Origin of the sequence: Haladaptatus sp. T7 (assembly GCF_026008575.1) — an archaeon.
GTDB lineage: Archaea > Halobacteriota > Halobacteria > Halobacteriales > Haladaptataceae > Haladaptatus > Haladaptatus paucihalophilus.
Map to the genome: position 1 here is coordinate 76,466 of NZ_BROP01000011.1, position 26,941 is coordinate 103,406.

Genomic DNA, 26,941 nt, shown 5'->3' on the forward strand with positions numbered 1-26,941 from the left:
GTCACCATCGAAATCTGAATATCGCGAATGCGCGGAAGACATCCCTCCTACGGCAAGATTTTGATACTGGAATCGGCAGCACCAAGTCCACACGGTTAACCAACAGACACGCCAGTATTCCTCAGTTGTTGGTTAATCTTTACTCGCTCGGATTCACTGGCCCCTTGTATTGAGATTTGATTTTGTCACCCTCTCTCCACTGCCAGTAGTAATACCGATTCCCGTTGATTTCCTTCTCTGTCAGTGTGGCTTTGGTAGGGACGTCTTCAGGTAGATCCTCAGGGCGTTCTTGAGGTTCGTCGTCATCAGCCTCATCCAACCGTGCCTCTCGCTCTCGATACTCCGCAAGTGCATCAGCATACTTGGCGATAGACCGGAGCGTTTCCGCATTACACTCCTCGAGTGAGGACGCTACTTCTTCGGGAACCTCGGGTGGGGTCGCTGGTTCTGAGTACGACATGGGAGCACTTTAACCAACAGATGGGGCTCTGAGGCTTAATTTTGTTGGTTAAACAGGGGGCCTTCGATTACGACTGTCCTGCGCTTCCCGACCCACTTCTCCGCAAATGAAGGGGTTGGTGTCTTAGCCGGCGACTTCTTTCTCACCGATACCAAGTGATCGCTATCCAATACACACTTGGCGATAATTATATGAATTATTGGCTGAGTTATTGTTGCCGTGCCAGTTACGCGGGCGAAACCACTTGACTCCCTCTACGACGAAGTCCGAGACTATGACCTCGTCATCGTTCCTGATGCGCCGCTTGCCAGTGGGCTGAACCGACGTCTTGACCGAGCTCATCTCGGTATATTTGCCATCACGCCGCGTCGACTCGCAGCAGGTCGTCGCGAACGCGCCGAGGACCGGAGCGCCTTTCTCGAACTCGTTACGACTACCGATCTCGAGTGGAAGCAGGCTGCCTACGCGATCGGAAACACGCTCCAATGCTGGGAGCACCAGGGACGGGTCGATGCCGTTCTCGACTACGACGCCTACGCCGACACCGCGACTGAGACCACCGTCGAACAGCTCTCAACGCTCGATACGACCTCCCGGCGACTCGACGAGTACCAAATCGACGACAGCAAAGACGTCGCCGTCGTCGGCCACGACCAACTCACGACCCTCGAACGATCGATTCTCCCCACGCAGTACGATACGTTCGATCCATTCACCGATGCCGCATTCGACCGACCGCCGTTCCACATTTTCGATTCAAGTACAGCAATAGTCGACGCTGTGCTCGGCATCGTCTCCGCCGACAATGCGGAGGACGTTGCGGTCGTCGCGGATCGCGGGAGTGAATATGCAACGCTCGTCCCGAGCGCGCTCGAAGCCGCCGATATTCCGTTTATCGGTGGCCCCGGGTTCGCTGACGAACAGCACCACCGCGGATTCGTCCAGTTCCTTCGCGCCGCTACTCGCGGGACGGAGACGCGCGTGAAGACCATTCGTTCTGTTCTCTCCAGCCTCGGGATCGCCGTCGACGTTGAACACGACGACAAGCGGCTACAGGATGTCGACGCCGCCAGTCTGACGTGGTTTCAGGAGTTCAGCGCGGAGATCGGCGAGACAACGTTCGCTGGAGCACTTACTGCATACGAACGACAGGCCGGGATCAGCCTCGATGCGTTCCGAGATGAACTCGAGGCGCTCGGGATCGCTACCGACGACGTCACTAGACAGGGCATTGATCGGCTCGAATACTACCTTCAGAGCTACGAGGTCCCCGTCGACCGCGAAGACGAAGGGGTTCTCCTGGCCGACGCAAAGTCAGCAGCCTACGTGGACCGCCCCGTCGTATTCTACCTCGGCCTCGACGAAGCGTGGACTCACTCTCCACCACGTCGTCCATGGGTCGACCGTGACGCTGAATTCAGTCGGAACCTGACGCAGTTTCAGCTCCTCCTCCAGAACGGCGTCGAACAGTATTACCTCGTTCAGGACACGATCGGCGGCTCACCCGCAACGCCGTGTCTCTACTTCGAGGACCTCCTTGATGACGACTTCGAACGGTTCAGTGATCTCGATACGGTGACTCACGGACGGACCTTCAGTGCGGCCCAGGATGGGTTCGAGAAGGAATCACTCGACGTCTCACCGACGCAAATCGACACCGTCAGCCAGTCCAGTCTGAGTACGTACGTCAACAGCCCCCGTGACTACCTCTTCAGTCGGCTCGTCGACGGCCCCGATAAGGACTACTTCAAGGAGGGGAATCTCTTCCACGACTTCGCCGAGTTCTACGTCAACCATCCCGACCTGATCGACGAGGAGACCATCGAAGACCTCGTAGACGTAATGCTCGAGGAGGCGGGTCCGTTCGTGCGGCGCGTCGACCGTCCAACGCGCCGTACCAAGTACCGGGTCGGCCTCAAAACCATCGTCGAACTGCTCGACGAACGCACCCCGGAGGGTGACGATCTGCTCACTCCGAACAGCGGGTGGGGCCAGAATTTCTTCGCGGCCCATTTTGACAGGGAAGTCGACTCGCCGTTCACGGAGCGCTGGTTCGAGAACGAAGACCTCGGACTGAAAGGCAAGATCGACCTTGTTCATGGACCGACTCACCTCCTCGATTACAAGAGTGGGAGTCGGAAACGGGCGTCTCGCGTCGTCAAGAACTCCGCGCTCGATCCACCGAGCGATACGCCGAACTTCCAGGCACTTCTCTATCTCGCCCACCGTCGGAGCGAGCGCCCAGGCGAGCGCCTACAGTTCACGTTCTTCCACTTTCTCGAGACGCTCGACGACGTCGTCGCCGGCGAGGCGGACGTAGAGGAGACGCTGACGACCATTGAGTATCATCCGATCCCATTCGAGGAGCACGCCCGGTCGCGAGCGACGTTCGAGGAGCTCCGCGATGACGGGGCAAAGAACTGCCAAAAGACGCTCTCGAAGATTGCGCACACTGATTACCAAGCCGCGTTCGAGACGGCCCCGCTACCGGCGACGCGTGACAGTGACGAACTCATCGACTCCGAGTTCGGGCAGGCGATGCAAACCCGACTGCAGGCGTGTGTCGGTGAGTACAAATACGTCTCGTCAGGCTGTAAACAGCTGCTTCGTCAGCTGGCACGAGTTCGGAGTCAGAACTACTTCGAAGAGGACCTTGATGCCTTCGAGACGTTCGTCACCGAGCGCATGTCAGAACTGAATCACCGACGCGCTGGCGAAGAACGCTTCCCTGTGAATGGGCTTGCCGGTGAGCCGAACTACCGTCGCGTCGACAACCGCGACCTCCTTCTTGACCATGACTAATCCCAACCCTCAACAGCAGGACCTCATCGACAGCACCGACGGCTTATACCTCGTTGACGCCGGCGCAGGCACGGGGAAGACGTTCACCATCACGCGCCGCTATGCGAACATCGTCGACGAGGACGATGTCGCCCCTGAAGACGTGCTGCTGGTGACGTTCACGAACAACGCTGCAACCGAGATGAAAGATCGGATCGTCGGCCACTGCGAGTACGGGATGCGAGACCTCGCGGACGCGCCGATCCAGACGTTCCACTCGCTCTGCCACGATCTCCTCCAGGAGCACGGCTATGCTGCGCCGACGCACCTCGGGATCGACGACCGCATCACGGGCTCGACGCGGATCGTCGAGGACGACCTCGTCGAGGAAGCCCTGTTCGGGGAGTTCATCGACCGGTTCAGCGACGACCACCCCGAGTACGATGACTACTTCCGCATCGTCTCTGACCCGACCGAACTCCTCGGACTCGTCTCACAACTCGCCTCGAAGGGCGTGTTCCCGACAGCCGACGGCTGGTATCGGAACGGCGAACGGTATCTCGACGGCGACTTTGAGGCGTTCAAATCGTTGTTCGACGAGGTAAATGAGCCACAGAATGGCGGGAGCAAACAGTCACGGCTTCGCTCGAAGCTCAACCGCTACGGGAAGAACAAGTGCTACCTGCCAGACGCCCCTGAGAAGACCGAAATTCGCGGGCAGGGCACGAAACGCGTCCCCGATGCTGTCGCTCGGATGGTGTTCGATGCTGACCGCGAGGGACTCAAGGCATTCGTTCACGATGTCTACTATGAGTACCTCGAATTCGCGCTCGGCCGGAACTACCTCAACTTCGGCTTCCTCCAACTGTTCGCGTTCGTCCTGCTCTGTGAGGACCACGCGCTTCGTGAGTCCATTGCGTTCGACTACGCGATGGTTGACGAGTTCCAGGACTCCAGCGAGATCCAGTTCAAGCTGACGCTGCTACTCGCGGGCACGAACAACCTCTGTGTCGTCGGCGACTGGAAACAGAGCATCTACGGCTTCCAGTACGCCGAAGTCGAGAACATCACTGCCTTCGAGGACCGCCTCAATCGGTTCGTCGCCGAACTGAACGCCGACCACGAACGGGTTACCTTCGACGCTCGGCCGATTCATACCATCGAGCTTATCGAGAACTACCGCTCCACCCAGGAGATCCTTGACTTCTCGGAGCACGGGCTACTCGTTCCGGCGGCGAACCGGGACAACGTCGATGTCGAGGCCATTCAGGATCGAATTGTCTCACTCTCGACCAACACCGAACACGAGAACACCCAGATCGAAGCGATCGCGAGCCCGGAGGAACACGAGTCGGTGGTCGCGAAGATACAGGAGCTAGTGGGCAACGACGCCTACCAGGTTGAGGCCGATGACGGGTCGCTTCGGATGCCCGAGTATCGAGACGTCGCAGTTCTCACGCGAACACGAGAGTTCGGCCGCGACCTGCTGCAGACCGCCGAGGAGTACGGACTGCCGATGGCGTACGAGGGCGGGATCGAGCTGTTCCGCACGCCCCAGGCGAAGTTACTGCTGGCGTGGCTACGCATCCTCGAATCCGACGCCGACCGCGGCTGGGCGGTCGTCCTCGAGGAAGCAGGCTACACACTCGATGAGATCAAGCACGTCCTGGAGACCGAGGCGTATCCCGAGAACATGCGCTCGTTCCGCGAGAAGCTGGCAGAACTGGAGACGCTCGGCGGGGTGGCCGAACGCGTCTTCTCGCGGTATGGGTACGACGGTGCTACAGCCGACGTCGTCCTCCACACGATTCAGTCAGTACACACCGCGACGACACTGACTCGGGGAGACCTTATCAGGTTCATCGAGCGCGGTATCGAAGCGGGCAGTACCCACGATGTTCACGCGAATGCCGGTGCGAACTCGGTGACGGTCCAGACGATTCACGCAGCGAAGGGGCTCGAACATCCCATCGTCGTGCTCGCGAACATGAACAGCGGGCGATTCCCGCCATCGGGCGGCGGGAGTGGAACGATCACGTTTCAGGATCCGGCCGGACTCCGACAGCGGAAAAGCTACGCCGAGGCAGACGGCCTCCCCCACGTGTACGATGACTGGCGGACTGACGTCCTCCGTCGGTGTTTGCCCAGGGAGTACGACGAGGAGCGCCGACTGCTCTACGTGGCGATTACGCGCGCCGAGAGCCACGTGATCTTCTCGGCCGGGGAGGACCCAAACACGTTCCTCGAAGAACTCCCGGTCGAAATCGAAGCGTGGGACACTGAACCTGATGCAGACACCGTAGACGAAACCGAGCAGACAGAGTTGCTGATCACGGTACCGACGCCGGAGGGACCGGTCGGACACTCACCACATTCGCTGATGCGTGAGGATGTTTTCGAGGACGTCGACGATGGTATGGGGAAGGCGTTCGGTACCGACGTCCACGACTTTGCGGAAGCGTACGCGCGCGGCGATGATGTAGAACTGAATCGGGACGACCCCGGATGGGACGACAAACAGCACGTGATGTCGTTTCTCGACGGCCTGTCGGGCGACCTGCTCGTCGAGGAGGACGCCTATCTTCCGCTGGACGTCGACGGGACTCGAGTGATGATCTCCGGGATCATCGATCTCGTCCACGTTCGAGCTGACCGCATCGAAGTGGTCGACTACAAGACCGACCGTGGTCGGCACGCGGAAGCCGAGTATCGAAAACAACTCAGTGTCTACTATCACGTGCTTCGGGAGCTGTATCCTGAGCATGAGATTTCGGCGTCGATCTTCTACACCGTTGATGGCGTCCGCGAAGAGATCGATCCCCTCTCACGAGATGACCTTGTCGACGTCGTAAAGTCGGTGTCTGATGTGGAATCGCTCCAAGCTACACCTCCGTTAGGTAGCTCCCGTTAAGCCGAATACGGGGAAGGAATTTACCAGTCACGTCTCTTGATAACGGGCACGAGCCCTGTTTAATCTTAGAGTTAAGGTTAATGGTGGCTTTTGTCCTGATCGCAGACAGCGACGCTTCAATGAGGGCCTATTCACATCAGTGGGAACTCCAGCTTTTCTCTCGGACAAGCAGACCTCCGATTGGACACACTGATGCTGAGCAACAATGACAGACCTATCCTTAAGATTAGAATTAATGTTAAAACAAGTCTTATCGTTGTTCCCACCCCGGTCTCGGCGACCCCGGGAGATCATCTGTAGCGTCGAGTAGCTCTTCCTCAGTCGTCCAGGGATAACATCGCCCGTGGAGTTCGAAGAGACGGAAGTCGTTCAGATGGACCCAGCTGTACGACGGAACCTCGATATCGTGTTCCTCAAGCGTGGTCCTCACCGCATCGACCGAGATGTCGATCCCAGTTTGGTTTGCTCGTTCGACGAGAGCCTCGAGTTCTGCAGTCTTTGTCTCGTCATCGATGTCGGTGGCAGCTATGATTTGCGCAGCAGCATCGACTACGTCACGTTCGTCGGTGAGGTGGTCCTCCGTTTCCCACTGGTAGGCACGGGGGAAGGCGTACGCCTTTTCGAAGTACTCGGTTTCGCCCAGTTTGCCGAGTTCGTTGATCTCCCCGCCCGCGTCTTGCTCGAACACGGCAGCCACGTAATCACAGAGTGTCGCCGTGATATGGAACTTCACCCGGAACTCCGGAAGACGCGGAAGATCGATGTCTGAGAGGTCTCCGATGAGGAAGGCATACGTTCCGTATCGGCGGTTTAGCCGATCGCTGACCGCCCGTACGCGTCGGAGATACGGATCACGGTAGCTCCCGAGGACGAGATACGCGGTTTGATCCCGGTCGTAGATCGCTGGTGTCTCACTGTTTGCCCACGAGAGGATTCGCACGGCCTCCGTCGACCCGACGTCGAGCCCACGTAAAGCCTGCTGCACAGCCTTCATGATCTCGCCCGAGTTTGGGGGCACAGATGGAGCACTCATAAGTGGGAACAGTACTGGCTGAGTAAAAGGCGTTTCTAACTGAGTCAGTGTTTCGGCGATTCTATTGACTTGTTCAACCCAAACCGTTATGCAGTCGAGCCCACTACTCTACAGTATGAGCGACACGGCCCCGGAAGGGTTTGAGGACCCCTTCGCAGAGCAGCAGCGGATGCGTGAGCTGCTCTCCCAGGAGACGCGCCACCTCATCTTGCAGTTGATCCTTGGTCACCCAGCACACCTCGCGTCGTTGGCCGAACTCGACTACATGATTCCGAAGAACGAGGCGGCCATCCTCGACCAGCTCGAGACACTCCAAGAGGCAGGAATCCTTGACGTCTACGTGCACGAACCCAACGTGTCGACGCGAGACCTCCCGTCAAAGTTCTGGGGGCCGACCGAGCGTGGGGTTGAGATCCTCTACGAGCATAATTTCCTGCGGGGCGTCCCAGTTGCACGCGCTGTCTACGAGGAGACGAAAAAATCCGAGCGGGTGCAGCGCCACGAGGACGCACCGCGACCGACTCTTCCCAAAGCCGTTAGAGAGGCACTCGAATTCGACGAACCGGATCTGGAAGAGGCTGAGGTTTCCTAGGGTTCGTCAGGAGGATCTCGAGGAGAGTGGTTTGTGGATCTAATAGGGAACTCCATGAATTTTGACCCCTCTCACCGACTCTCTACTAACCGTGGAGAACGAGATAACTTGCCAGCACTGCGGTGCACACCTTTTCGATGGACCGGTGTTCGAGAAGGACCAGTTTTCGTGCGTCCGGTGCCATATTTTGGAGGACGAACGAGAGCGGGAGTTCTCTATTGTTGAGTCGGACGAGGTGATGACATACTCGGGAGAAGGCTACGCAGTTGCTGAGAAAGAGAGCAGCAGCCGTTCACTGTTGTACGTTCGCGGATTAGAGAGTCGTAGGGAAGGCGAGAGGTGGGTTGAGGTCCTTCAAGACCGACTTACGAGGGCCCTATCTCTGACGCTCAACACGGGTGACAAAGAAGTTCCACTCATTATCTGCGGCCGATCAACCGCTGAGTGTGAGCGAATTTTCTCAGCACTTGATAACTCAGTCCTTCAGCCGTACATTGGTAATCACGACATCCTACCGCTCTGGGAGCTGGAACCAAGTGCCTACAGTAGACGTCTGATTGACTATTCTGACTGGGCGATCCCGCGTATCCGGCACGCGAATCCGATCCGATTTGAGGAGAAGACGTTCGGCCTCGTCGTTCGAGGTGATGACTTTCGTCCAGATGACAGTCGTATCCAATTCGACCCAATCATTGAGGCACTCCAAGAAGAGGCGGGAGAGCGCGCCGATCTTGACGCCGTCGGAACCCTCTCTGAGGCGAGAGACGTTGGCAAGAATCTCTTCCCAACGGCATCGAAGGTGATCCCTCAAATCGAGCGAGCGCTAGTGGAATACCTTCGAAAGAACCCTGAACACCTGAACCCACGAAGTCGCCGAACCATCGCCGGTAATCAGAACGGACAGAACTTCGAGGACTACTTTGAGCAGATGGCACAGGATTCAGGGTTAGAGGTCGTCGACGGGCCAGAGACTCTCTGGGCGTTCATTGATGTCAACCCGAGCAACGCGAGGTGGGAGTTCGACTATGAAGCGCTCTGCGAGGCTGTTCCCAGCGCGCTTGAAGCCATCTTCGATGGTCACTCGAAACACACCCCGCCTGCTGGTATTCCTGACTTCTTCGTCTACGGTGAGCAAGCGGATGTCGAGGCGTTTCTCTCCGGTCTTGACGACGAGGATGTCACGCTCTCCCATCAGGGGGCCTACGTCGAAGTGAAGTACACGGATTCCAAATCGGGTCGTGCACATATTCCTAATAGCCAGCGAGAGCTAATCCCGCAACTCACCGAAGCGGGCGCTGACGTGTTTTTCTTTAAGGGGACACCAGAGGATGAGGAACTCCGGCGGTCGTGGCTAAAGCCGCGCAATTGACGGGTGATGGAACCTTATGTTGTCTTTTCCGATGAATGTACTCTCAGAGCTACCATGGTAGCTCTAAGCTACCACTATCTTGGTGCCTTGCTGTGAGACTACGAATAGACTGTGGAATCCTTAATTCTAATCTTAATATTAAACAGCTTCAAGAGGTTGAGGGGCACGATCCCGGTAATAGATCTTCTAATGATTCCATCTGTAGCCAACGATGGCTGTGTCAGTACAGTTGCCCGGACGTTTTAAAATTAACCTTAACATTAAGGTCAACCAATGGCGCGGAGGATTCCCACACGGCTTAACCAACAATCTCCATGAGATTGGGATGGCGTTGGTTAATTCAGTCCTTGAGGAGATCGTCCACTTGCTTCGCGGTTTCGGCTGCTTGGATGTCGGAGTACGACTCGTGGGTAGTCTCGATGCTCGCGTGTCGGAGTGCTGATTGGGCGAGTTCGGCGTGGCCGCTCGCGTAGAGCTCGTGGCCAAGCCCTCGACGGGCACCGTGTGGCTTCAGGTAGTCACCGTCGACGTCGAGGTCAGCGTCATCACACAGCCGCTTCATCAGGTTGCGAGCACCGTTCGTCGAGAGCGCTGGTGGGATGATCTCATGTTCTCGGAGCACCGTCTCGATATCGCTGCGCTCGAGAATGGTCTCGATCTCGTCGTCCGAAACTCCCTCGCGGGTCAGCTGCTCGCGAACGGCGCGATATTTCGATGGGATGTGGCCGCTGGGAAAGACCGGCCACTCGTCGGTCGGTGGATCGAGGACCGTCCTGTACCGCTCTAATGCCGTGGCGGCCCGCTCGGGAAGCTGTGCGTACTCGTACTCTCGTGACTTCCCGAGGACGCGGACGGCACCGGAGTCGAGTTGGACGTCTCCCCAGGTGATGCCGTTGCGCTTGTCGTCCGAGGGTTCAGCGAACACCTCCGCGCCGCGAACGCCCGAGAGTCCCAGGAGATAGACGATTGCTCGGTCGCGAAAGGCCCGCTCACGACTCATGTCCGCTTCCTCGTCAAGGGCGTGATCGACACGTTCGTCGACGTAGCGCATGATCGCCCGCCGCTCCTTTTCCCGCCAGAACTGCCGGTCGGCGTCACCGAGATCCTCGGGGAGCTCGTCGGTGGCACGCTTCGCTTTGGCCGGATTCGTATCGAGGAGTTCGTCTGCCACGCAGAACGTGAGGAACGCGCGGACGTACGCGTAGTAGGTGGTCGCGGTACTCGCTTTCAAATCGCTGTCGCGGGCCTGCTTTTTGAGATGACGCGCGTATCGGCGGCAGTCGAGGACGTTCAGGTCCTCGAGGTCCGTCACACCGCGCTCCTCGCGCAGCCAGGTTCGCCACGTCGCGAGGGTCGACGCGAAGTTTTTCCTGGAGTTCCCGGCTTCGACGCTGTCGAGGTACTGCTGGATGGCCGTCTCGACCGGTGTTTCCCTGGGTGTAGCGTCGCCCTCGTCGGGTTCCATGGTTCGTGCTCGACCGACGGCGGCGACCCACGTAAATCTACTGTGTACAACTGGGATAATACACAGTGGCTCTGGATTCTCGAATTCTCTCAATATCGGAGGATACACAGGCTATAACGTCGATATCTCATTTCATATACTGTATGTGACTATACAGAGTCTCTGCTCTGGCGAGGCGGTTCTTATACCTAAACCCCGGTGGGAGGGGGGTTTAAAAATCGAGAGGACATTGACAGGTACAATGAGCAGTACGACGGAAAAGTGGGAGTTCGAAAATGCCCCTCCAGAATCCAAAGAAGGGGCCCAAGAGATTCTGGAACGGATCCAGGAACGCCAACAGCATCTGAAAGCGGAGACGCCAACGGACCAACAGCAGAAACTACGGCGGATGAGTGACGAGATCTTGAAAAATCTCGATGATGCCTCTCAAGTCGTCCCTGAACTCCTCCAAAATGCTGATGACGTCGGTGGTGAGTGTACTGCAGCCACACTTCGCCTCACGCAGGATGAGTTCAGCATCGAGAATCACCAGGAGCCGATGACGGCTGACCAAGTCGCCGCTCTCGGCGAGTTTACAGCAAGTACGAAGCACGACCTCTCGTATATTGGCCACTTCGGAATTGGATTCAAGACGATTTTCAGCGTCACCGACAATCCCCAAATTGAGACAGGCTATTTCGCGTTCCAGTATGACAGGGTCGACCCGGAACTGCCCCAAGAACAACCCAGTGACGACATCCCATTCAAGGGAACCAAGGTTCGACTTCCGTTCAAACCGGACCTCCCAGATACACGCAGGCAGGCACTCAAATCAAAGCTGGAATCGATTGAACGGTTACTCCCATTCCTGAACAACCTAGAAACGATTCGTGTCGAGATTGAGGGGCAGTCGACTACTTACGAACGAAAGGAGACTCAGAAGAACGTCCACGAGGTGCGAAAATCCTCGCCGAGTAGTGACGAGTCTCCGAGTATCGATCGGTATCGGTTGTTTACTACCGCTTTAGATTCCGATAACGAGACACTTGAGATGATCGCCGAGGAACGTGATTTTGAAACTGCGGATCTCAACGACCGATCCATTGAACTTACAGTGTCTATTGCGGTCCCTGTTGACGAATCAGGAAGGCCGATATCCCATTCTGATAGCCGACTCTTCTGTTATTTCCCTGCGAGTCAAACAACTGGATTGCCGTTCGATGTGCAGGCAGATTTCCTCTTGAAATCCAACCGCCAACAGATTCGGCCGGGACATCCGCTGAATGACCGATTCCTGAGAGCTGCAGGCGAGTTACTCGATACTGCAATTACCACGTTCCATGCAGAACAGGTCGCCCCAGAGACGATCCTCGAACTCATTCCGGACCCAAATCCGGCGCAAGATCGCCCTGCATATCTCACTCCGCTTCTTGACCATGCCTATACGCAGATAGAAGGGCAGGCAATCGTCCCGAATGAGTCGGAGGACCTCTTTCAGCCTAAAGAGATAGTGATTCTACCGGAGGCACTACGGTCGGTACTTCCGTTACAAGAGTTCGCGAATGCATACGCGGATGTCGACGCTCATCCGACTCTCGACCTAGGTAACGAGATTTACGACCGGCTCTGTGCACTCGATGGGACGACAGATCTCTCTGTTGCCGAGACGCTCGAACAACTTCAGGATATGGTCGTCCTTGATGACCTAACAACCCCAGAGATTGTAGAATTGCTAGGGGCAATAGAGGAATATCTCAGTGGGGATTCGTTTTCGAGATATCCGTCTACCGAGGAGAGAAAGGAAATCAAGCGCATCGAGTCAGCACTTCGATCACTTGCAATCTTCCCGTTCCAAGGAGGAGATGAACCGGGTGTTCGGAAAGCACTAACCGGTGTTGGAGACAAGATCTACCTTCCAGCGCAACAGAACGAATCTGCGTACGAACCGTTCTATGAGGATCTCGACCTACTGAGTGGCAAGTTCGTAGCGGAGTTGGAATCGACCCAGACGGTCTCTGAATCTACAGCCGGACGTGCAAAGGATCTCCTCTCGGAGCGATTGGGTATCGATTCCCTCCAGCACAGGGATATTGTACGTGATATCATCAATGAGGCATACTCGGAGCCTGAAGCCCACCGAAATGACCTTCTGGATGACTATCTCAGATATATCAAGAAACGATCCGGAACTCTAACCGAGATTTCGAAGATTCAGCTCAGAACAGAGGATGGCGAATATGCACGACCAGAGGACCTGTATCTCCCCTCGGAGTATAATGAAGGCCGTTACGACTCAAGTCTTGTCTTAGGCACGATCACCTCTAAAGCACCGGTAACGCCCTCGTATCTCGATGGTGACGACACCGGTGATGACGTGGATGATGATGAACAATCTTGGCGTGAGTTTCTTGCAGAACTTGGCGTCCAGGACTGCATTCAGGTGCATAAGAACCCTGACCACTGCAATAGAGTCACCTTTGATTCTAAGAGGGAGATTCAGGAGTTCCTCGACGAGCACGATGACGAGGGAACAGATATTCGATTAGATACCGATCTAGCGCCCTACAATGGTCGAAATTGCCGCTGGATGAAACGCGAGAATGCCCGGCATGGACTCGTCGACTACGCCTTGGACGAGGAGGTTACACAAGCGTTCAGAGACGCAACCGAGACAAATACTGGATTTGGTCGGGAGTTCGCCCGAATGCTTGACACGTACTGGGAAGACACCTACAGCGATTGCTTCTATCGCGACTACTGCTATTCTATTCCGAATAACGGGTACAAAGTAAAAACTGAGGAGAGTGCCTGTCCGACGACGTTTGGGCAGCTACTTCGATCTGTCTCATGGCTTCCGGGAGACGATGGAGAACTCCATCGACCAGACCATCTATTCCGACGGAACTCTGTCACCGAGGAAGCTGACGTGACTCACATTGCTGAAGTAATCGAGTCTGTTTCGGCGAATCTCCTCAATACTCTCGGAATTCGTGATGATGTCGGCATTACGGAGCACCAGATCGGTATTGAAAGACTGGTCGAGTCCCGTAACGAACGTGACGCCGACGAACTGAACCGGGAGATTCGCTCCCACCTGCACTCGCTTGCGAAGCAGATCAAGACCGCACCCGAAGGAGAGCGAGACGAGGTAATTGATTGTCTTCGAGAGTGCGCATTTATCTACATCCCAAGTGCCGATCCTGCGTTCCGAACACCCGCTGAAGTCACATGGAGTGGGGAATTAGGCGACTACGTCGTCCCCATTAAAGACGAATACCGCGGATTCCAGGATCTCTTCGTCGACATTTTCGACATCGAAATTGACCCTGCACTGGAGACGTATATCGAGTTTCTCGCACAGGCAGATGAAGACGCGTGGAGCACCGTCGAAGAGGCATGGCGATCTATCGTGAGTCAAGTCGCACACGACGAATCAATAGACCATGAGCTAGACGACATCGCCAATGAGCTTGCTGCAGCCGATGCACTTCCGAATGCTAACGAGGAACTGGTCCAGTACGACGACATTGAATTCGTTGCGCGAGGACCAGGGTTCACAGAAATGCTACCGGATAAAATCGCGACAAAAGTAGTCTTCCCGTGGTATGACGCTCGATACAACCGTGGGAAAGCTATCAATCGGTTAGTGGCGGTTCTCGATGCTGAACCACTTGAGGAAGCTCTGACACGCGAGGTCGCCTATCCGGAATACGAAATCGGTGGTGAGCGCCTATATGACGTATTTAAGGAATCTCTCGATGTCGGCTACAGCGTTCTAGAATCCAGGGAACAAGGGGCCGCAGCGGATCTACTCGCATCGACTGCCACGTACACGATACAACGCCCACCACGTGTTGCATGTGATTACTATCTCAATGGGCGGCGAGCAGTCTCCAATTACGAAGAAGCGGTTTTCATCGATGAAGATGCCGAGCATGTGCTCCTTGCAAACGAGGACGTAGCACAGCTCGATCTCATTGACTCGCTGGCTGCCTCGCTTGACCTCACTGGTGCCGACAAAAATCGATATACCCAGTTATCCAAGGGGGCGGTCGGCAAACCAGAAGGAATTATTCAAGCCTATCTCGACGGAGAAGCGATTCAACATTCATCGATTGTGGATGATTATCCAGAAATCTCTCAGAGTCATAGCTCCCACCCAACCACGCCTGATGATAACGGTGTAAAGGATTCGCAGACTGCCAACCAAAATGATGGAGATGACTCAGAAGCCGGAACAAGCAATGATCGACAAGGTTCTAAACCGCAACCAACCGGTTCTCTGAACCAATCCAAGAAACCGAGTTCGACAAACGGTCAAGCGGCTCGCTCGGGACCGTCCTCCAGTTCATCGGAATCACATACCTCCACGAACGGAAGAACAGGGAGGACGAATTCGTCTCCGCGCCGATCCCAGAGAGTAGAATCGACTTCATCCCAGGCTGAACGAGACAGGGAACCATCGTCACCCAGTGACTCAACTCGTACAAAGCAAGCCTATACAGGTAATTCGAAGGACCGTCCCAGAAATCACCGAAAAACCCCGGCAAAGGAGAAGCAGAGTGGATCCCATGGCGGGTGGCCCGGTGGAGGTGGGGGACGAGCCAACGAAATTGGAGATGAGGGTGAGGCCTTTGCGATGACTCATTTGGAGAGAGTCATTAGCGACTATTTCGACTCTGAACCAACAGTCGACGAATCACCGTCCATCATCGAACTCTCAGGCAAGTACGATGGCGAGCGATGTACCGTCAAGATTCGTGATGTGTCGAGCGAGCGTGGACGTGGCTATGATATCCACGTTGGTGGAGCCGACCTTGTCTTGGACGGAGACACCCTTGCAGTAGAATCGATTAACGACGGTTTAGAAGCTTGTATCGAAGTGAAGGCGACGGAACAACAGGACCGCCAGTTTGGATTGACAAGGCATGAGCATCAGGTTGCTCAGAAAGAGCATGGAGATTATTTTGTCGTTCGAATCATCAATGCGCTGGATAATCCAAGCGTCACAACGGTTTTCGATGACATTCCGAAAGTTGAAGACGCCGAGAGCGAGCGACTAACTGTTGTCCCCTCCCGATTCATCGTCAAGTTCTGAAGCCCAGCCGGGCGATCTCGACTTTCGATTAATCTCGTTACAGGAACGCAACCGCGATGAATTGCACTGTGAATCCTATACAGAGGAGCACTAGCCCAATAGCTGGTAAGAGCCATTCACGCTCAAACTCCCGAAGTTGCTGTTTCGACGATTTGAGTGATTCATGTTCGATTGGCTCATCGTTTAGATAAAATGATGTCATGACATCATTCGGCTCATAGCCTTCGTATTGTAGTTGTTTGCGCACCTGTGCGGCTTTGTACGCTTGTCGAACAATGTTCGGACCAAGTAGAATTGCTCCAGCTAAATCACACAGGAGACCGAAAGCCGTGACGTTAGAGGCAGTGATAAGAGAACTCGTCATAACGGTAGGGCGGGTTGCCAGCGAACTTACGTGTTCCTTTGTCAGTTGCCTTCATTCTGTTCTAACGAAACTTCTAGCGAGCGAGATCACATGTAATAGTAGTAGTGGTACGGGAATGCCCCGTCCGGGAGGTTCTGCGCCATCGGTTCTGCAAGAATGTCGCTAACAGCGTCAGCGATCCCGACCGTCACAGGGAGCTTCTTACAGAAATCAGAGCTATTCCAATCGAGCTTCGAGAACGAGAGTATCTCCTCACAGATCTCCCGGTACGAGGTAGCATTCACGTCCTCATGAGGACGGACGACGATTGGGTTTGGAGTGCCGGACTCAGCGTACGCAGAAATCTCCGGAATGAATCCCTTCGTGTAGAGGTAGTACTCTTCTCTCCCAGGTGGCAGGGCGACTGTACCCCTCAGAGGCGGGTACTGCGTGTTGCTGAAGAGACGAATTGGGTGGTGTTCTCGGATGGTGATGAAGTCTCGCTGTCTCACGTCTTCGGAGCCAGATTTGAAGCCTTCTGTCTCCTGCTCCCAGAAGTTGGAAGACTTGTGAATCACCAATCGATCAGGGCGATCCTGCCTTCGGTCGCCGTACCGCTCCAAGATGGTTTGGATTAGCCGCTCGGCATCTCCAGCCGACAGATGTGTCCGTCCTGTATCGTCATCACTGGCGATATCGGTGACCGGATCGCCACGGATGACGAAGTTCTCTCCGGTCTCCATGAACACCTGCGCGATTGACGCTCTGGTGTCTGGATCCGTCCCGCGCTCATCGTAGAAGGATATGCCGGCGTAGCAGGTGTTCGATTTGAGTTCAGTAAGCTTCCATGGTCGTCCTCTTCGAGCCTTGTAGAGTAGACCAACTGCGAGATTCCACGCTACCTCTCGACGTGGTTGGACATCCTCTCCGCGGAGGGTCTTGGGGCCGATGAGCTGTGTCGGGGTCTGATTCAGCATCCCCAGAAGCTTGATGCGGCTTCTGAAGTCGGTGTCGGCCGTCCGAATGGTATCTGCTTTCTTACCCTCTGTGAACAGCTCAGCGAGGGTTTCCGGGATGCTTACAATGACTACGTCCGGGCTCGGGGTTGTCGAGCAGACGCCCTCTGTCTGGTACTTGATGTAATCCAGTGCCATCTCAACACGGTCGGCATCATCGCGGACGTCGCTCAGTGAGTCAATGTCATCGTGTTCGATTTCGCCCCGCCACATCGGACGCTGATCGAACGACATCTTGAGCTCAGAGTTAGGGCCGAGTCCCGGGAAGGGTTGATTCCACCGCTGTCGCTCGTCTCTCTTGGGAAGGATCCCATAACGCATGTCCTCAAGCAGGTCTCGCATCGCCGAGATAGACCAGCTATCACCAATCAGTCCCACCCGTACCACCTCATGGTTAGAGCCGTCACGCGGTGGGCAGGGCCCGTACTTCAGCAGTCCGCTCCGCGGGTCCTTCGCCGTATTGCCACCGGCGAAGACGAGTTCCGGCTCCGAGAGGTAGTCCACTCTGAACCCAGACATCAGTACGCGTCCACACCTCGTTGCATGAGAAGTTCCCGTTCGGAGCCGTCTTTCGGAGGCCGCACGCGGAGCTCTAACCCCTCTTCGTGCTCGAACTCCAGTCGTTGGGAGTCATCCTCTATACTTGCCTCCTCAAGCGGTGGTGATTCGTCCATTCCGAGGTATGCGCGCCACTGTCGGAATTGTGCCTTCAGATTATTTGGACGGTAATGGCCGCTACTTTGGAGTTTGTCATGGAGTTTGCTGGCGGTGTCGCCTTTTACAATACTGGTGCCGCGACCAGAACGGGAGAACATCCACCCAGTGTCGATGAAGACGTAGAACTGCTGCTTATATTGCTTGACAACCGGTGCCGCATAGCGATGGGCGGTATATGCGCCCCAATCCATCGCAACGTCCCATCCCTCGACCCTCGTCTTTGCCGGAGAATCGTCCTCTTCGACAGATTCCTCGCCTTCATGTTTGAAGAGCAGGCGATTCTCGTACTGGTGGCGCACCATTCTACAATCTTCGTACCCTTCGACTGCGCGTCGTCGAATCTCGCGGTTGAACAGCCGCTTCGCAACGGTGGGTGCAGTATCTTCGCTCTCCAGCCAGCTGTCGAACGGTCGGCTCTGAACAGACTCCCCACCGACGAACGGACGAAGCGAGTCAGGCATCTCTTCCATTGGAAGCAGGCTGTAGAACTGGCCTGACTCGACCCAGATGGGTAGGTGCCGAGGATTATCGACGTAGATGTCTTCAGGATGATCTGTGAGGTTTTTACCGATGTAGATCGATTCTGGTAGCCCACTAATACGGAGGAAGTTAGCGACGAGCGTCTCGGCTTCTCGCGAGGGCGAGTTCTCTCGGGTGTAGAAGTCCCATTTGGAGCGATTCACAGACCGCTCATCCTCTGCCATCTGTCCGAGGCGGTTCCAGCTGGCGCGGTGGACGAAGACATCGGCGAGAAACCACTCGAAGTCTTCTACTCCAAGGTCTTGGAGGGCTGCTTCCTCGGCGTCATTCAGCTTCTGCCTCTCTTTCAGGGTATCGAAGTAGTCATTGATGTACTCCGGGGTGTTCGTCCTGGGATCGAATATTCGCTCCCACTTGTCAAAGGCTTGGAGGTACGATGCATAAATGTGGTATTCGAATCCTCCGTCCTGCTCGCAATAGTCGATGAAAACGCGAGCTAGCTCAGTGAGGAAATCGTCATCTAGTCGCGACAACTTGGTTCCCTTGGCCTCCACCCGTACGAACTTCTTGACGTCGTCACCTACCTTCTCGCCGCTGAGATAGTGGAAACTCTCGTCGACGGTGACCGCGGCTAGGTCTTCGGTCGTGCTGTGATGATTCGACCGTCGTTCGATGCTGTAGCCCCGAGCGCGGAGGTACTCTTCGATCGCCTGCTTGTACTTTTCACCCTTGTCCCCACTAGCTTCGCTCGTTCCTTCGTGATTGTATATCGGCATTTAGTCACTGGACATCCGTGCTCTTTGATAGATAGTGTTTCTCCTCTACCCACAGCATAGATATATGTCCGATTCTAATGATAGGTTGACGAATCGATGCACGGGAAACTGAGCGTGAGTGAGGTGGTTGCACTTCTCTTCGACGAACACAGGTACGACAGTCCCCTTTCCCGAAAGGCCGTTCACAAGCTGCTCTATTTCGTGAAAGACGAATTAGACAGTGAGCGGGTTACGACCGACATCCCGACCTTCTGGTATATGTATGGTACAATGACGGCGACTGCCAATACCGGCGTTCACACCGGAGGCGAGCCAAACGACGATCCAGTAATTTGCGACGTCGCTGCTGCTGACATTGACAGACCAGAGGGGACGATTCGGCGGGGACGTCGAGCGGCAAGTCGCGCGCTTGAACGTTACTACGACCTCGGACTCGAGGGACTCACCGACCGGATGTACGACGATGCGCCGTACGAAATACAGCGACATTACCGGCGTCTGGATAAGCAGTTGGGGACTGCAGATTCGGCACAGATGACGCTCTCCTTCGACCGGAATGCTGGACCGACGAGAGAGACACTGTACGATTTCATTGAGGACTTCCCAACTGACTCCTTCCCCGACTACGAGGACGATCTTAATATCTGGTACCGATTGATGAGCGCTGAGCTGGATTCTTCGGGGTATGATCCCAAAGAGGCAAAGAAGTATTCCAAGACGTTCTGGCGGCTCTTCTGTATGGAGCTCGCGGTTCGTGAGAACGACGGTCTGACGCGTGAGCAGATTGAACGTGAGTTGAGCCTCGACAGCCTGGACGATGCGAAGAGACAGCTCCGCTCTCTACTTCGTAGCTGGGAGCGCGAGAAGGCAGAAGCAAACGCACGTGACGACAGGACCTCGAGAAGAGCTGCAGACGCACTCGTCTTGCCTTACATCGATTTCGAGGTGACAGGATAAGTTCCATGTCACGCTATTTCCTTGATACTGGCCCACTCGTCGGGGTGACATTCCTTCACGACCTATGGCGCGACGAGGCCGAACGACTCTTTGAGACCGACAACTCACTCTCGACGAGTCGGGCAGTGATTTACGAATACTGCAACAGCACCTCAGGGAACTCTCTCGATTCAGCAGAGGTGAGCTGGGAGACCGACGAGGGGAGGTTCGGCGATAAGTTTTCGAAGATTCGAGCTGCGCAGACCAACTTAGGGATTAAACTTCGAAGCTGTGCCGATGAGGAACTGGATCTGGAAACGCTCGTTGACGAGTTTATCGCTGTCACTCGTATCGAGGAGAACGTTTATCCTCAGCGATTGATCCGAGAGATTATTCGACCCAATATTCGCAGCTTTCTCCGCGACGAAATCGGCGACCAGCAGGTGACCAGTAAGGTGGCGCGTGAAGCGATGGACGCGCTCTGCGACACCATCATTACCGATGCACTGGAGACGCGGGCCCAACTTCAGAGTCGTCTCACGTGGGGTCCGACGAGTGAGTGGACCGAGGAAGAGCGGAACCAACGTCTTTGGTTCGTTGATGGGTATGTTGACAAAGTGATCCTGTGCGATGCAAATCACCAGCGGAACCGAAACCTCATCGGAAAAATAGTGACCTCGGACAAGTCGCACATGTACGGAAACCGCGACCGTATCAGGGCCGTGTTGGGGCTTCCGGTCGTATATATCAAAGACGAATTCGCCGACCCAGACCTGCCTGCCGGCAACTGAAACCGTCGTAAAGCGGCGATTTGAACCGACCTCTCCAAGCTACGATATCCCGTCGATGGCCCACGATGCCAATTCCCGGACTTTCTCGTCAGGGTCGGATTCAGCAACGGAGTGAAGCTGGACAAGTGCGACCGTCGCCTCTAGCTGCCCGAGTGCTTTGCATGCGTTTCGACGGACAACTGGCGAGGGATCGTCCAGGAGTTCAATTAGAGCCGGAATTGCCTCCTCAACGGCTGCTCGATTTTGAACCCCGATTTGAAGAACCGCGGAGGCAGCGTTCCCACAGAGAAATTCGTCGTCACTGTGAAAACAGTCAATCAGGGCCGGCACATGGTCCTCGACGGCGTCAGGATGTTCCTTGGCGATATCGGCAAGTAAAGCGGCTGCATTAGCACGCACCTTCAGCGCCGATGCAGACGTTAGCTCAGCCAAGACTTCAGTGGTTGACTTCGCAGTGGCTGGATACGCGGAGGTTACTGCCCCGAGTGCCGACAACGCGTTCGTCTGGTACGATTGATCGCGTTCAGTAATCCCCGCAATCAGTTGCGGGACCATCGGCTTCACCTCTTCTGGATACTCGTGGGCGACTTGCGAAAGGATATAGATCGCGTTCGTGCGAACCGTCTCGTTCTCGACGTCGAGCAGGGCACTGAGCATCGGAACGTGATCGACGAATGCCTGTGGCTCTGTACTTGCAAGCTCGACGCAGCATCCCGTTGCAGCCTGAGTAATCTCGGATTTTTCGAGCGAGATTCGAGCAGTGATTCCCTCTTGAATCCTGAGGACGGCGGCTGGATCATTTGCCGCCAGCTGACGGAGACAGCGAAGAACGAGCGCGTCGTTGAGGGATGGTCGATTGAGTAAGCGATCTAGGTCATCGACAAATGCTGATCCAACGTCATCACGAGCACGGGCGACATTGAGTAGAGCGACGATGGCAGCACCATGTGTGTTGGGCGAGACGGTCGGTGTCGAAATAATCTCGTACAATTCGTCGAGAGGAACCTCTGAAGGATTAGTGATAGCGAGTTGCTGTAGGTCGGTTGCTCGCTCAGCGACTTCTTCGCTGAAATCGGCCATTATTCGATTGATTGTAATTGAATTGATAAAACAATGGGTGGTCGACACTCTAAGGAGAGAACTCAACCTTCCTCAAGGATTCAGTGGCAACCCTGGTCCTGAAAGAAATTAATCTTATTCTTAAGATTAAGATATTTCCTGGAATTACAAGCGCTGCCTATGACGACGAATCTCTCCCTTCTCGACAGTGATGGTTTCTACGCTTGGCTCCAGCTCGCTGGTCAGTCGTTCTGTCGCCCCACCACAAAACGCAGAGCAGCCATCCAGGGTTTTCTCAGCGTTCGTATGAAGATGACCGAGAGCAAGCCCGTCAATCGAAATCGTGCTCTCTTCGAGTACTTCCTGTAAGTGGCAATCAGGGTTCGGACTTCCCGTAAGCGGTGCAACCGACTGATGCATACAGAGGAGAGTCGCGACTCCGCTTGGTAGACGCTCAAAGCCTAGCTGACCGTGGTCCCACGATTTCTGATAGTCGACTCCATAGAGTGCGACGGCATCCCCGATCACAATGGGGCGGGAACGGAGATGCGTAGCCAATCCTGCATCACAGAACTGTTCGAGACAGACGCGCCCCTTTTTCCGCGCATGGTTGCCGTAGATGAAGTAGAACGGAATCCCGGCGTTCGCCAGCTTAGTGAGACCATCATGGCATGCTTCTTCGATCGACTCCGGAATCCCGTTCGTGGTATCGTTATGGAAGACATCGCCAGTGTGAACAACGGCATCGACACCCTGCTCGGTCGCGAGGTCAATCGCAGCGTTGAAGCCAGCGACGGTGTCTAACTTCCAAGAATTGTTCTTGTGACCGCCTGTTTGCTTCCCCAGATGGGTGTCAGTCAGGTAGAGAAGCTTCGCACGGCGGTTGGTCGGGCGAACGCCTTTGTGTTCGATCTCGAGTTTGCCCGTCCCATGCAGCTCTCGGCCAGCTGGCCACACCTCCCCGTATGCAGAGTGAAGCCGATACCAGTGCCCCTCCTGCCACGGGTAGTCCCGCCCATTCGGGCTTTTCGCCCATACTGTAAATGAAAATGAGGTCCCATCAACGTCCTCGAGAGTCATCTCGAAGGCGCGTCGAGAACCTGACCCCGGTCTGCACGTCACAACCTTGACTGTAATATCGAGATGCTGCTTTTTTCGAATATCAGCATACGTATTCTCCATAGCGACTGCTGATACCACTGCTGTCACTGATTAATAGTTTTATCACCGACTCTCAAACAAGGGGATATGTCGTCAACAGATGCTGAGGCCGGCGTTCTTCTAGGACTTGCTTGTGGCGACGCCCTCGGACGTCCCGTCGAATTCCGTTCTTCAAACCAGATTTCGCAGACGCACGGAATGGTTACAGAGATGCTGGGCCACGGGACGCACAATCAGCCTGCAGGGACCATTACTGACGATACCGAACTGGCGCTCTGTATTGCCCGAAGCCTTGCCGAGCATCAGGCGTTCAGGCCGGACGATATCGCTGAGCGCTTCGTCGCTTGGTACGACAGTGGTCCGTTCGACATTGGCCTGATGACCAGCGATACCATCCAGAAAATCAAACACGGAGCATCCTGGCGTGATGCTGGCCAGCAGGTGTGGGAGTCCCGCGCCGAAGGGAGCAATGCTGGGAATGGGAGTGTAATGCGTTGTGCGCCGTATTCGATCGCGTTTCGGGACGAGTGGAGTGACCTTTCACGTGTGAGTGCGACGTCTTCAGCGATCACGCACGCGGATCCGCGCTGCACGTATGGCTGTATCGTGCTCAATCTCACTTTGGCAGGGTTGCTTGCCCGGCGACCAACCCCTCTCAGAGACGCTCTCGATCATATCGAAGCCGATGCTCCCGAGGAACTCCTCACAGCATTACGCTCGGTTCCGGACGGTATCAATCCCGACACGCTCAGTGCAAGCGGCTACGTGGTCGATACGCTGCAAACATCGCTGTATCACGGACTTACAGCGGATACGGCGGAGGATGCCATCGTCTCTGCTGTAAATATGGGAGATGACACCGACACCGTCGGTGCAGTTACGGGAGCTATCGCGGGAGCTCGATTCGGAGCAGATGCACTCCCCGATCGATGGATCGGCGAGTTGGAGTGTGCCGATGAAATCGCGCGCCTCGAGTCGGTACTTATGACTGCAGAATTCACCGTGGACGAGAGTTCCGTTAGCTAGCTTCCCAGGGCTTGGTCTAGCCCATTCTTAATATTAAGAATAAGATTAAGTCTAGGTGGCTGCTGACAGCCTACAGTGTCGAATTTGGCTGCTGTTCCGATTCTGTGCGAGGGAGGCGTCCGTCTGGTCGGGGAACGTTCCCTGCATCGATTTCGATATCGACGCGGCGCATATGTTTACAGCCCCCTTCAGGTTCGCGTCGCTGCCAGTCGAGACATGTACACGTCTCAGCGACGACATCGACATCGTAGAAATTCCCGGACTCTGAATGAACCTCGTACACGCCGCCCTTCTTCAAGAGTGAGACGTCCATCTCTTCGTCGCATGCTCGCCGCATTCGCGGTGCGAGCTCATCGGCTGAAGGTTCTGCCGAAACCGTATCTATCTCTGGTTTGATGGCGCTCTGGGTGTCTCTGGTTGCCACCCATCCACCGTCTGGGGCGAGAGCGGGGTCGTTGGGTTCCACGAGGCGAGCCAGGTGCTCTTCAATCGGGTGATTGTAGTGGAGGAGAAAGTGTGCTTCGCGTCGACCGCGGTGATCGTAGGAGCCACACGCTGCAGCTGGCCCCTCCCAGACGCGCCACGCGCCGAGTGCCGTCATCACCTCCAACGCCCGTCGCGGCAACTCGTCCTGGTCTAACTGCTCGTAGAAGATGCGAAACCGAGTACAGTGCTCTTGCGGTTCGATGTCGGTCCACCACTCAACCTCGTCTCTCCAGTGATCGAACATCGCCGCATCGTTCCCGTACCCGACCGTGATCCCTGGAACGCGTGGTTCGCCCGTATGGGTGTCTTCAGCCTCGTTCTCCAGCAGCCGGAGTACCGCGAATCGTAGGTGTTCGTGGAGTGGCTGTTCGGTTCCGTAGCCGACTTGCGGATGGCTCTCAATCGTTTGGCGGGTTTCATCGAGAACCGTTGTAAGGTACTGTTCAGTCATGGATTCGTTCAATCCCGGCGGCGCACGATCACGCGCGCCGCCACCCTTCCGCGGCGCAATAGAAACTCACGGCGACGTGGAGAGCTGTTCATCGACGCGCTACACTGACCTACCCGTCGATCACGTCGATGATCTCCTCTGCGGTGCTGCTAATCCGTCCGAACCGGTCTTGGATCGACTCTGGCTCATCATCCTGCCACGCAGCGAGATAAAATGCTGAACCGCTTGTATCAAGGCCGCAATACCGACCAACGATGTACGCGACGGCTTCCGCTTCGACTTCGCGCTTCGACCGTTCGTCCTCGTCGTTGACGTCGAAGTGGAGCAGCGCGTGAGCGTACTCGTGAATCAGTGTGACCGCGAGATCTGCGTGGTTCGACCGAGCCCTCGCCTCGACGACTGGCTGAAAGTCGTGTAGGCTCCGGTACTTACAGACTCCTTTCGCGTCGCCATGCTCCCAGCTGTCGGCATCGACAATGCGAACCGTCACACCGAGTTCATCAGCTGCATCTTTGAGCGCTGGCACCAGATCGTTGGCGTCACCCGTTGCCGCCGTCTCCAGTTCGGGAAGCGGTTGTCCTTCCGTCTGGGATACGTCGAAGACCGGTGCTGGTTTGAACCCAACGAGGCCTTTCGACCAGTCATCCGGCGACGTTTCGTCGTACTCACAACCGATGTTCTCGTGGTAGCTCGGTGAATTTTCACACTCGGGACACCGCTTGGTGATGATTGGTGCCCAGATCCAGATGGCCTGTTCGCCTTCCTGGACGTGCCGATCGAAGTCGTTCCGCCATGTGTTGTAGCCTGCGACCTTCGTTGCCTCGGGATACTGGAGCTTGATGAGGAGCGTGTTTCGGTGCGAATAGTCGTGGAACCGACTCTGGACCTCCAGCCACTCTTGGAACTCCTCACTTGCTTGTGCATCGTCGACGTGGTCGACGAGGTCGTCGATCCACGCTTCGATGGTACTGTGCATCTCGTCGTGCCGGGTGTCGGTCTCCTCGAACGAGACCGACGAATCACTACTCGTAGCCATGATTTTCAGGACTCGAATTACCGCAACTGCATCGATTCAGAACGCGCCGCACCCTTCAGGGCGCAAAAAACAACTCCCTTTGAGAGTTACCGGAGTTCGTGTGGTTCGTCCGCGAAACCGACTGCAACGAGGTATTTGAGATACTCGTCGAACATCTCTACGTCGCTCGGTGTGTCTGTCGCGAGGTGTCGCGCCCACTCGATGGCCCACCGGAATGCGGGATCGGACCCACCTTAGCCGTGGATGTACCACCACCGAGCTGCTTTGAGAACGACGAGTGGGTTCGTCGGCGGCTGTTCACTCGCCAGTCCGCGAGTGATGGATTCGATCTCCGTAGGAACATCACCTGGATCGATTTCCCCGGACTGTGTGTTCGAAATATCGATTGGAATCTCATCGACCGTGACGTCGTTCGCGTGCTGTCGCTGACTCACTTGATTCACCTCTGGACGAAGACTCTCGATGGAGCCTTCGCCCTCTCAGGGGCTCGAAAAACAATCTCCGAGTTACGCCGGTGGGAAGTAGACGCTCTGATCACCGGCAATCTCCTCGAGATTGTTCCGATGGCGATGCGAGAAGTAGCAGTCGTAGCTGCAGTATCCACAGACATCTCCCGTATCATACTCGGCAACAAAGGGACCACGAGGGGTTCTCCAGACATTTGTCCCGCATCCAGTACAGGCAGCACCGTCGAGCTCACTCGGTGATGGTCCCTTGTACTCTACATCCAGACCGGCATCTTGCGGTGTCGAATCTGGCCAGACGCCGTGTCCCTGCCAGAACTCTCGGAGTCGACCAAGGCTGTGACGAACGGTCTTCCGAACCGTGACGTGGTCAGCGTCCCGGCCGCTGTCGTCCCACCCAGCGGCTGTCCAGAACTCACCGAACTGTGCCCCGCGATGGAGGCCGTTCCAGTCAACACCGACGATATCTGCGGGTGGGTCATTCGTGAGCGTTGGTCGAGTCAACTGCTGA

Annotated in this window: 18 protein-coding genes and 1 pseudogene; 8 read left to right on the plus strand and 11 right to left on the minus strand. The window is 55.8% G+C overall.

Going from position 1 to position 26,941, the window contains the following annotated elements; genetic code table 11:
- Positions 1 to 139: 139 nt before the first annotated feature.
- Positions 140 to 460, minus strand: coding sequence for a hypothetical protein (locus tag OPC11_RS21325; RefSeq protein ID WP_264783331.1), 321 nt, complete (start codon positions 458 to 460; stop codon positions 140 to 142).
- A 219-nt stretch (positions 461 to 679) separates the two neighbouring features.
- Between OPC11_RS21325 and OPC11_RS21330 the strand changes: the two genes are divergently transcribed.
- Together OPC11_RS21330 and OPC11_RS21335 are read left to right on the plus strand one after the other, a co-directional pair.
- Complete coding sequence (locus tag OPC11_RS21330) at positions 680 to 3,262, plus strand: PD-(D/E)XK nuclease family protein (protein WP_264783332.1); 2,583 nt, start codon at positions 680 to 682, stop codon at positions 3,260 to 3,262.
- Positions 3,249 to 6,152: an ATP-dependent DNA helicase gene (locus OPC11_RS21335; RefSeq protein ID WP_264783333.1), complete on the plus strand. Its 2,904-nt coding sequence runs from the start codon at positions 3,249 to 3,251 to the stop codon at positions 6,150 to 6,152. The genes OPC11_RS21330 and OPC11_RS21335 overlap by 14 nt, the downstream gene beginning before the upstream one ends.
- A 250-nt stretch (positions 6,153 to 6,402) precedes the next feature.
- Here the strand turns inward: OPC11_RS21335 and OPC11_RS21340 are convergent, their stop codons facing one another.
- The gene (locus tag OPC11_RS21340) at positions 6,403 to 7,185 is read right to left on the minus strand and encodes a hypothetical protein (protein ID WP_264783334.1); all 783 of its coding nucleotides are present in this window, start codon (positions 7,183 to 7,185) and stop codon (positions 6,403 to 6,405) included.
- A gap of 115 nt (positions 7,186 to 7,300) precedes the next feature.
- Between OPC11_RS21340 and OPC11_RS21345 the strand changes: the two genes are divergently transcribed.
- Both OPC11_RS21345 and OPC11_RS21350 read left to right on the plus strand, forming a co-directional pair.
- Positions 7,301 to 7,777, plus strand: coding sequence for an ArsR family transcriptional regulator (locus tag OPC11_RS21345; protein ID WP_264783335.1), 477 nt, complete (start codon positions 7,301 to 7,303; stop codon positions 7,775 to 7,777).
- A gap of 91 nt (positions 7,778 to 7,868) precedes the next feature.
- The gene (locus OPC11_RS21350; RefSeq protein WP_264783336.1) at positions 7,869 to 9,146 is read left to right on the plus strand and encodes a hypothetical protein; all 1,278 of its coding nucleotides are present in this window, start codon (positions 7,869 to 7,871) and stop codon (positions 9,144 to 9,146) included.
- A gap of 340 nt (positions 9,147 to 9,486) precedes the next feature.
- Here the strand turns inward: OPC11_RS21350 and OPC11_RS21355 are convergent, their stop codons facing one another.
- Entirely contained in the window at positions 9,487 to 10,611 is a 1,125-nt protein-coding gene (locus OPC11_RS21355; protein ID WP_264783337.1) for a tyrosine-type recombinase/integrase, read from the minus strand.
- On the opposite strand from OPC11_RS21355, the gene OPC11_RS21360 reads away from it, so the two are divergent.
- Positions 10,610 to 15,688: a DUF3883 domain-containing protein gene (locus OPC11_RS21360; RefSeq protein ID WP_264783338.1), complete on the plus strand. Its 5,079-nt coding sequence runs from the start codon at positions 10,610 to 10,612 to the stop codon at positions 15,686 to 15,688. The genes OPC11_RS21355 and OPC11_RS21360 overlap by 2 nt on opposite strands.
- Positions 15,689 to 16,138: 450 nt before the next feature.
- On the opposite strand, the gene OPC11_RS21365 is transcribed toward OPC11_RS21360, so the two are convergent.
- Complete coding sequence (locus tag OPC11_RS21365; RefSeq protein WP_264783339.1) at positions 16,139 to 17,566, minus strand: hypothetical protein; 1,428 nt, start codon at positions 17,564 to 17,566, stop codon at positions 16,139 to 16,141.
- Positions 17,566 to 19,020, minus strand: a complete 1,455-nt coding sequence (locus OPC11_RS21370; protein WP_264783340.1) for a hypothetical protein — start codon at positions 19,018 to 19,020, stop codon at positions 17,566 to 17,568. The genes OPC11_RS21365 and OPC11_RS21370 overlap by 1 nt, the downstream gene beginning before the upstream one ends.
- 96 nt (positions 19,021 to 19,116) lie before the next feature.
- On the opposite strand from OPC11_RS21370, the gene OPC11_RS21375 reads away from it, so the two are divergent.
- Complete coding sequence (locus OPC11_RS21375; protein WP_264783341.1) at positions 19,117 to 19,977, plus strand: hypothetical protein; 861 nt, start codon at positions 19,117 to 19,119, stop codon at positions 19,975 to 19,977.
- A gap of 5 nt (positions 19,978 to 19,982) precedes the next feature.
- Positions 19,983 to 20,747, plus strand: coding sequence for a hypothetical protein (locus tag OPC11_RS21380; protein WP_264783342.1), 765 nt, complete (start codon positions 19,983 to 19,985; stop codon positions 20,745 to 20,747).
- A 39-nt stretch (positions 20,748 to 20,786) separates the two neighbouring features.
- Here OPC11_RS21380 and OPC11_RS21385 read toward each other — a convergent pair whose 3' ends face one another.
- A complete protein-coding gene (locus OPC11_RS21385) occupies positions 20,787 to 21,827 on the minus strand; it encodes a sister chromatid cohesion protein PDS5 (protein ID WP_264783343.1) in 1,041 nt (346 codons plus the stop codon).
- Between the two features lie 144 nt (positions 21,828 to 21,971).
- The gene (locus OPC11_RS21390; RefSeq protein ID WP_264783344.1) at positions 21,972 to 22,988 is read right to left on the minus strand and encodes a metallophosphoesterase; all 1,017 of its coding nucleotides are present in this window, start codon (positions 22,986 to 22,988) and stop codon (positions 21,972 to 21,974) included.
- Between the two features lie 66 nt (positions 22,989 to 23,054).
- Here OPC11_RS21390 and OPC11_RS21395 point away from each other — a divergent pair, with 66 nt between their 5' ends.
- A complete protein-coding gene (locus OPC11_RS21395) occupies positions 23,055 to 23,993 on the plus strand; it encodes an ADP-ribosylglycohydrolase family protein (RefSeq protein ID WP_264783345.1) in 939 nt (312 codons plus the stop codon).
- A gap of 70 nt (positions 23,994 to 24,063) precedes the next feature.
- Here the strand turns inward: OPC11_RS21395 and OPC11_RS21400 are convergent, their stop codons facing one another.
- The 4 genes and pseudogenes from OPC11_RS21400 to OPC11_RS21415 form a co-directional block, all read right to left on the minus strand.
- Positions 24,064 to 24,930: a hypothetical protein gene (locus tag OPC11_RS21400; protein ID WP_264783346.1), complete on the minus strand. Its 867-nt coding sequence runs from the start codon at positions 24,928 to 24,930 to the stop codon at positions 24,064 to 24,066.
- 109 nt (positions 24,931 to 25,039) lie between these two features.
- Positions 25,040 to 25,966 carry an ImmA/IrrE family metallo-endopeptidase gene (locus OPC11_RS21405; protein WP_264783347.1) on the minus strand — a complete coding sequence of 309 codons (927 nt, stop codon included), beginning with the start codon at positions 25,964 to 25,966 and terminating at the stop codon, positions 25,040 to 25,042.
- Between the two features lie 86 nt (positions 25,967 to 26,052).
- A pseudogene (locus OPC11_RS21410) lies at positions 26,053 to 26,400 on the minus strand (hypothetical protein).
- Positions 26,401 to 26,472: 72 nt separating this feature from the next.
- Positions 26,473 to 26,941, minus strand: a 469-nt coding sequence (locus OPC11_RS21415; protein ID WP_342765964.1) for a DUF6610 family protein, incomplete at its 5' end; no start/stop codon positions are given.

Bases quoted from the DNA above. Each gene is read 5' to 3' on its own strand.
- OPC11_RS21405 (WP_264783347.1), bottom strand. From the start codon at position 25,966: ATGGCTACGAGTAGTGATTCGTCGGTCTCGTTCGAGGAGACCGACACC.
- OPC11_RS21325 (WP_264783331.1), bottom strand. From the start codon at position 460: ATGTCGTACTCAGAACCAGCGACCCCACCCGAGGTTCCCGAAGAAGTA.
- OPC11_RS21375 (WP_264783341.1), top strand. From the start codon at position 19,117: ATGCACGGGAAACTGAGCGTGAGTGAGGTGGTTGCACTTCTCTTCGAC.
- OPC11_RS21380 (WP_264783342.1), top strand. From the start codon at position 19,983: ATGTCACGCTATTTCCTTGATACTGGCCCACTCGTCGGGGTGACATTC.
- OPC11_RS21370 (WP_264783340.1), bottom strand. From the start codon at position 19,020: ATGCCGATATACAATCACGAAGGAACGAGCGAAGCTAGTGGGGACAAG.
- OPC11_RS21400 (WP_264783346.1), bottom strand. From the start codon at position 24,930: ATGACTGAACAGTACCTTACAACGGTTCTCGATGAAACCCGCCAAACG.
- OPC11_RS21345 (WP_264783335.1), top strand. From the start codon at position 7,301: ATGAGCGACACGGCCCCGGAAGGGTTTGAGGACCCCTTCGCAGAGCAG.
- OPC11_RS21385 (WP_264783343.1), bottom strand. From the start codon at position 21,827: ATGGCCGATTTCAGCGAAGAAGTCGCTGAGCGAGCAACCGACCTACAG.
- OPC11_RS21365 (WP_264783339.1), bottom strand. From the start codon at position 17,566: ATGTCTGGGTTCAGAGTGGACTACCTCTCGGAGCCGGAACTCGTCTTC.
- OPC11_RS21355 (WP_264783337.1), bottom strand. From the start codon at position 10,611: ATGGAACCCGACGAGGGCGACGCTACACCCAGGGAAACACCGGTCGAG.
- OPC11_RS21390 (WP_264783344.1), bottom strand. From the start codon at position 22,988: ATGGAGAATACGTATGCTGATATTCGAAAAAAGCAGCATCTCGATATT.
- OPC11_RS21340 (WP_264783334.1), bottom strand. From the start codon at position 7,185: ATGAGTGCTCCATCTGTGCCCCCAAACTCGGGCGAGATCATGAAGGCT.
- OPC11_RS21360 (WP_264783338.1), top strand. From the start codon at position 10,610: ATGGTTCGTGCTCGACCGACGGCGGCGACCCACGTAAATCTACTGTGT.
- OPC11_RS21395 (WP_264783345.1), top strand. From the start codon at position 23,055: ATGTCGTCAACAGATGCTGAGGCCGGCGTTCTTCTAGGACTTGCTTGT.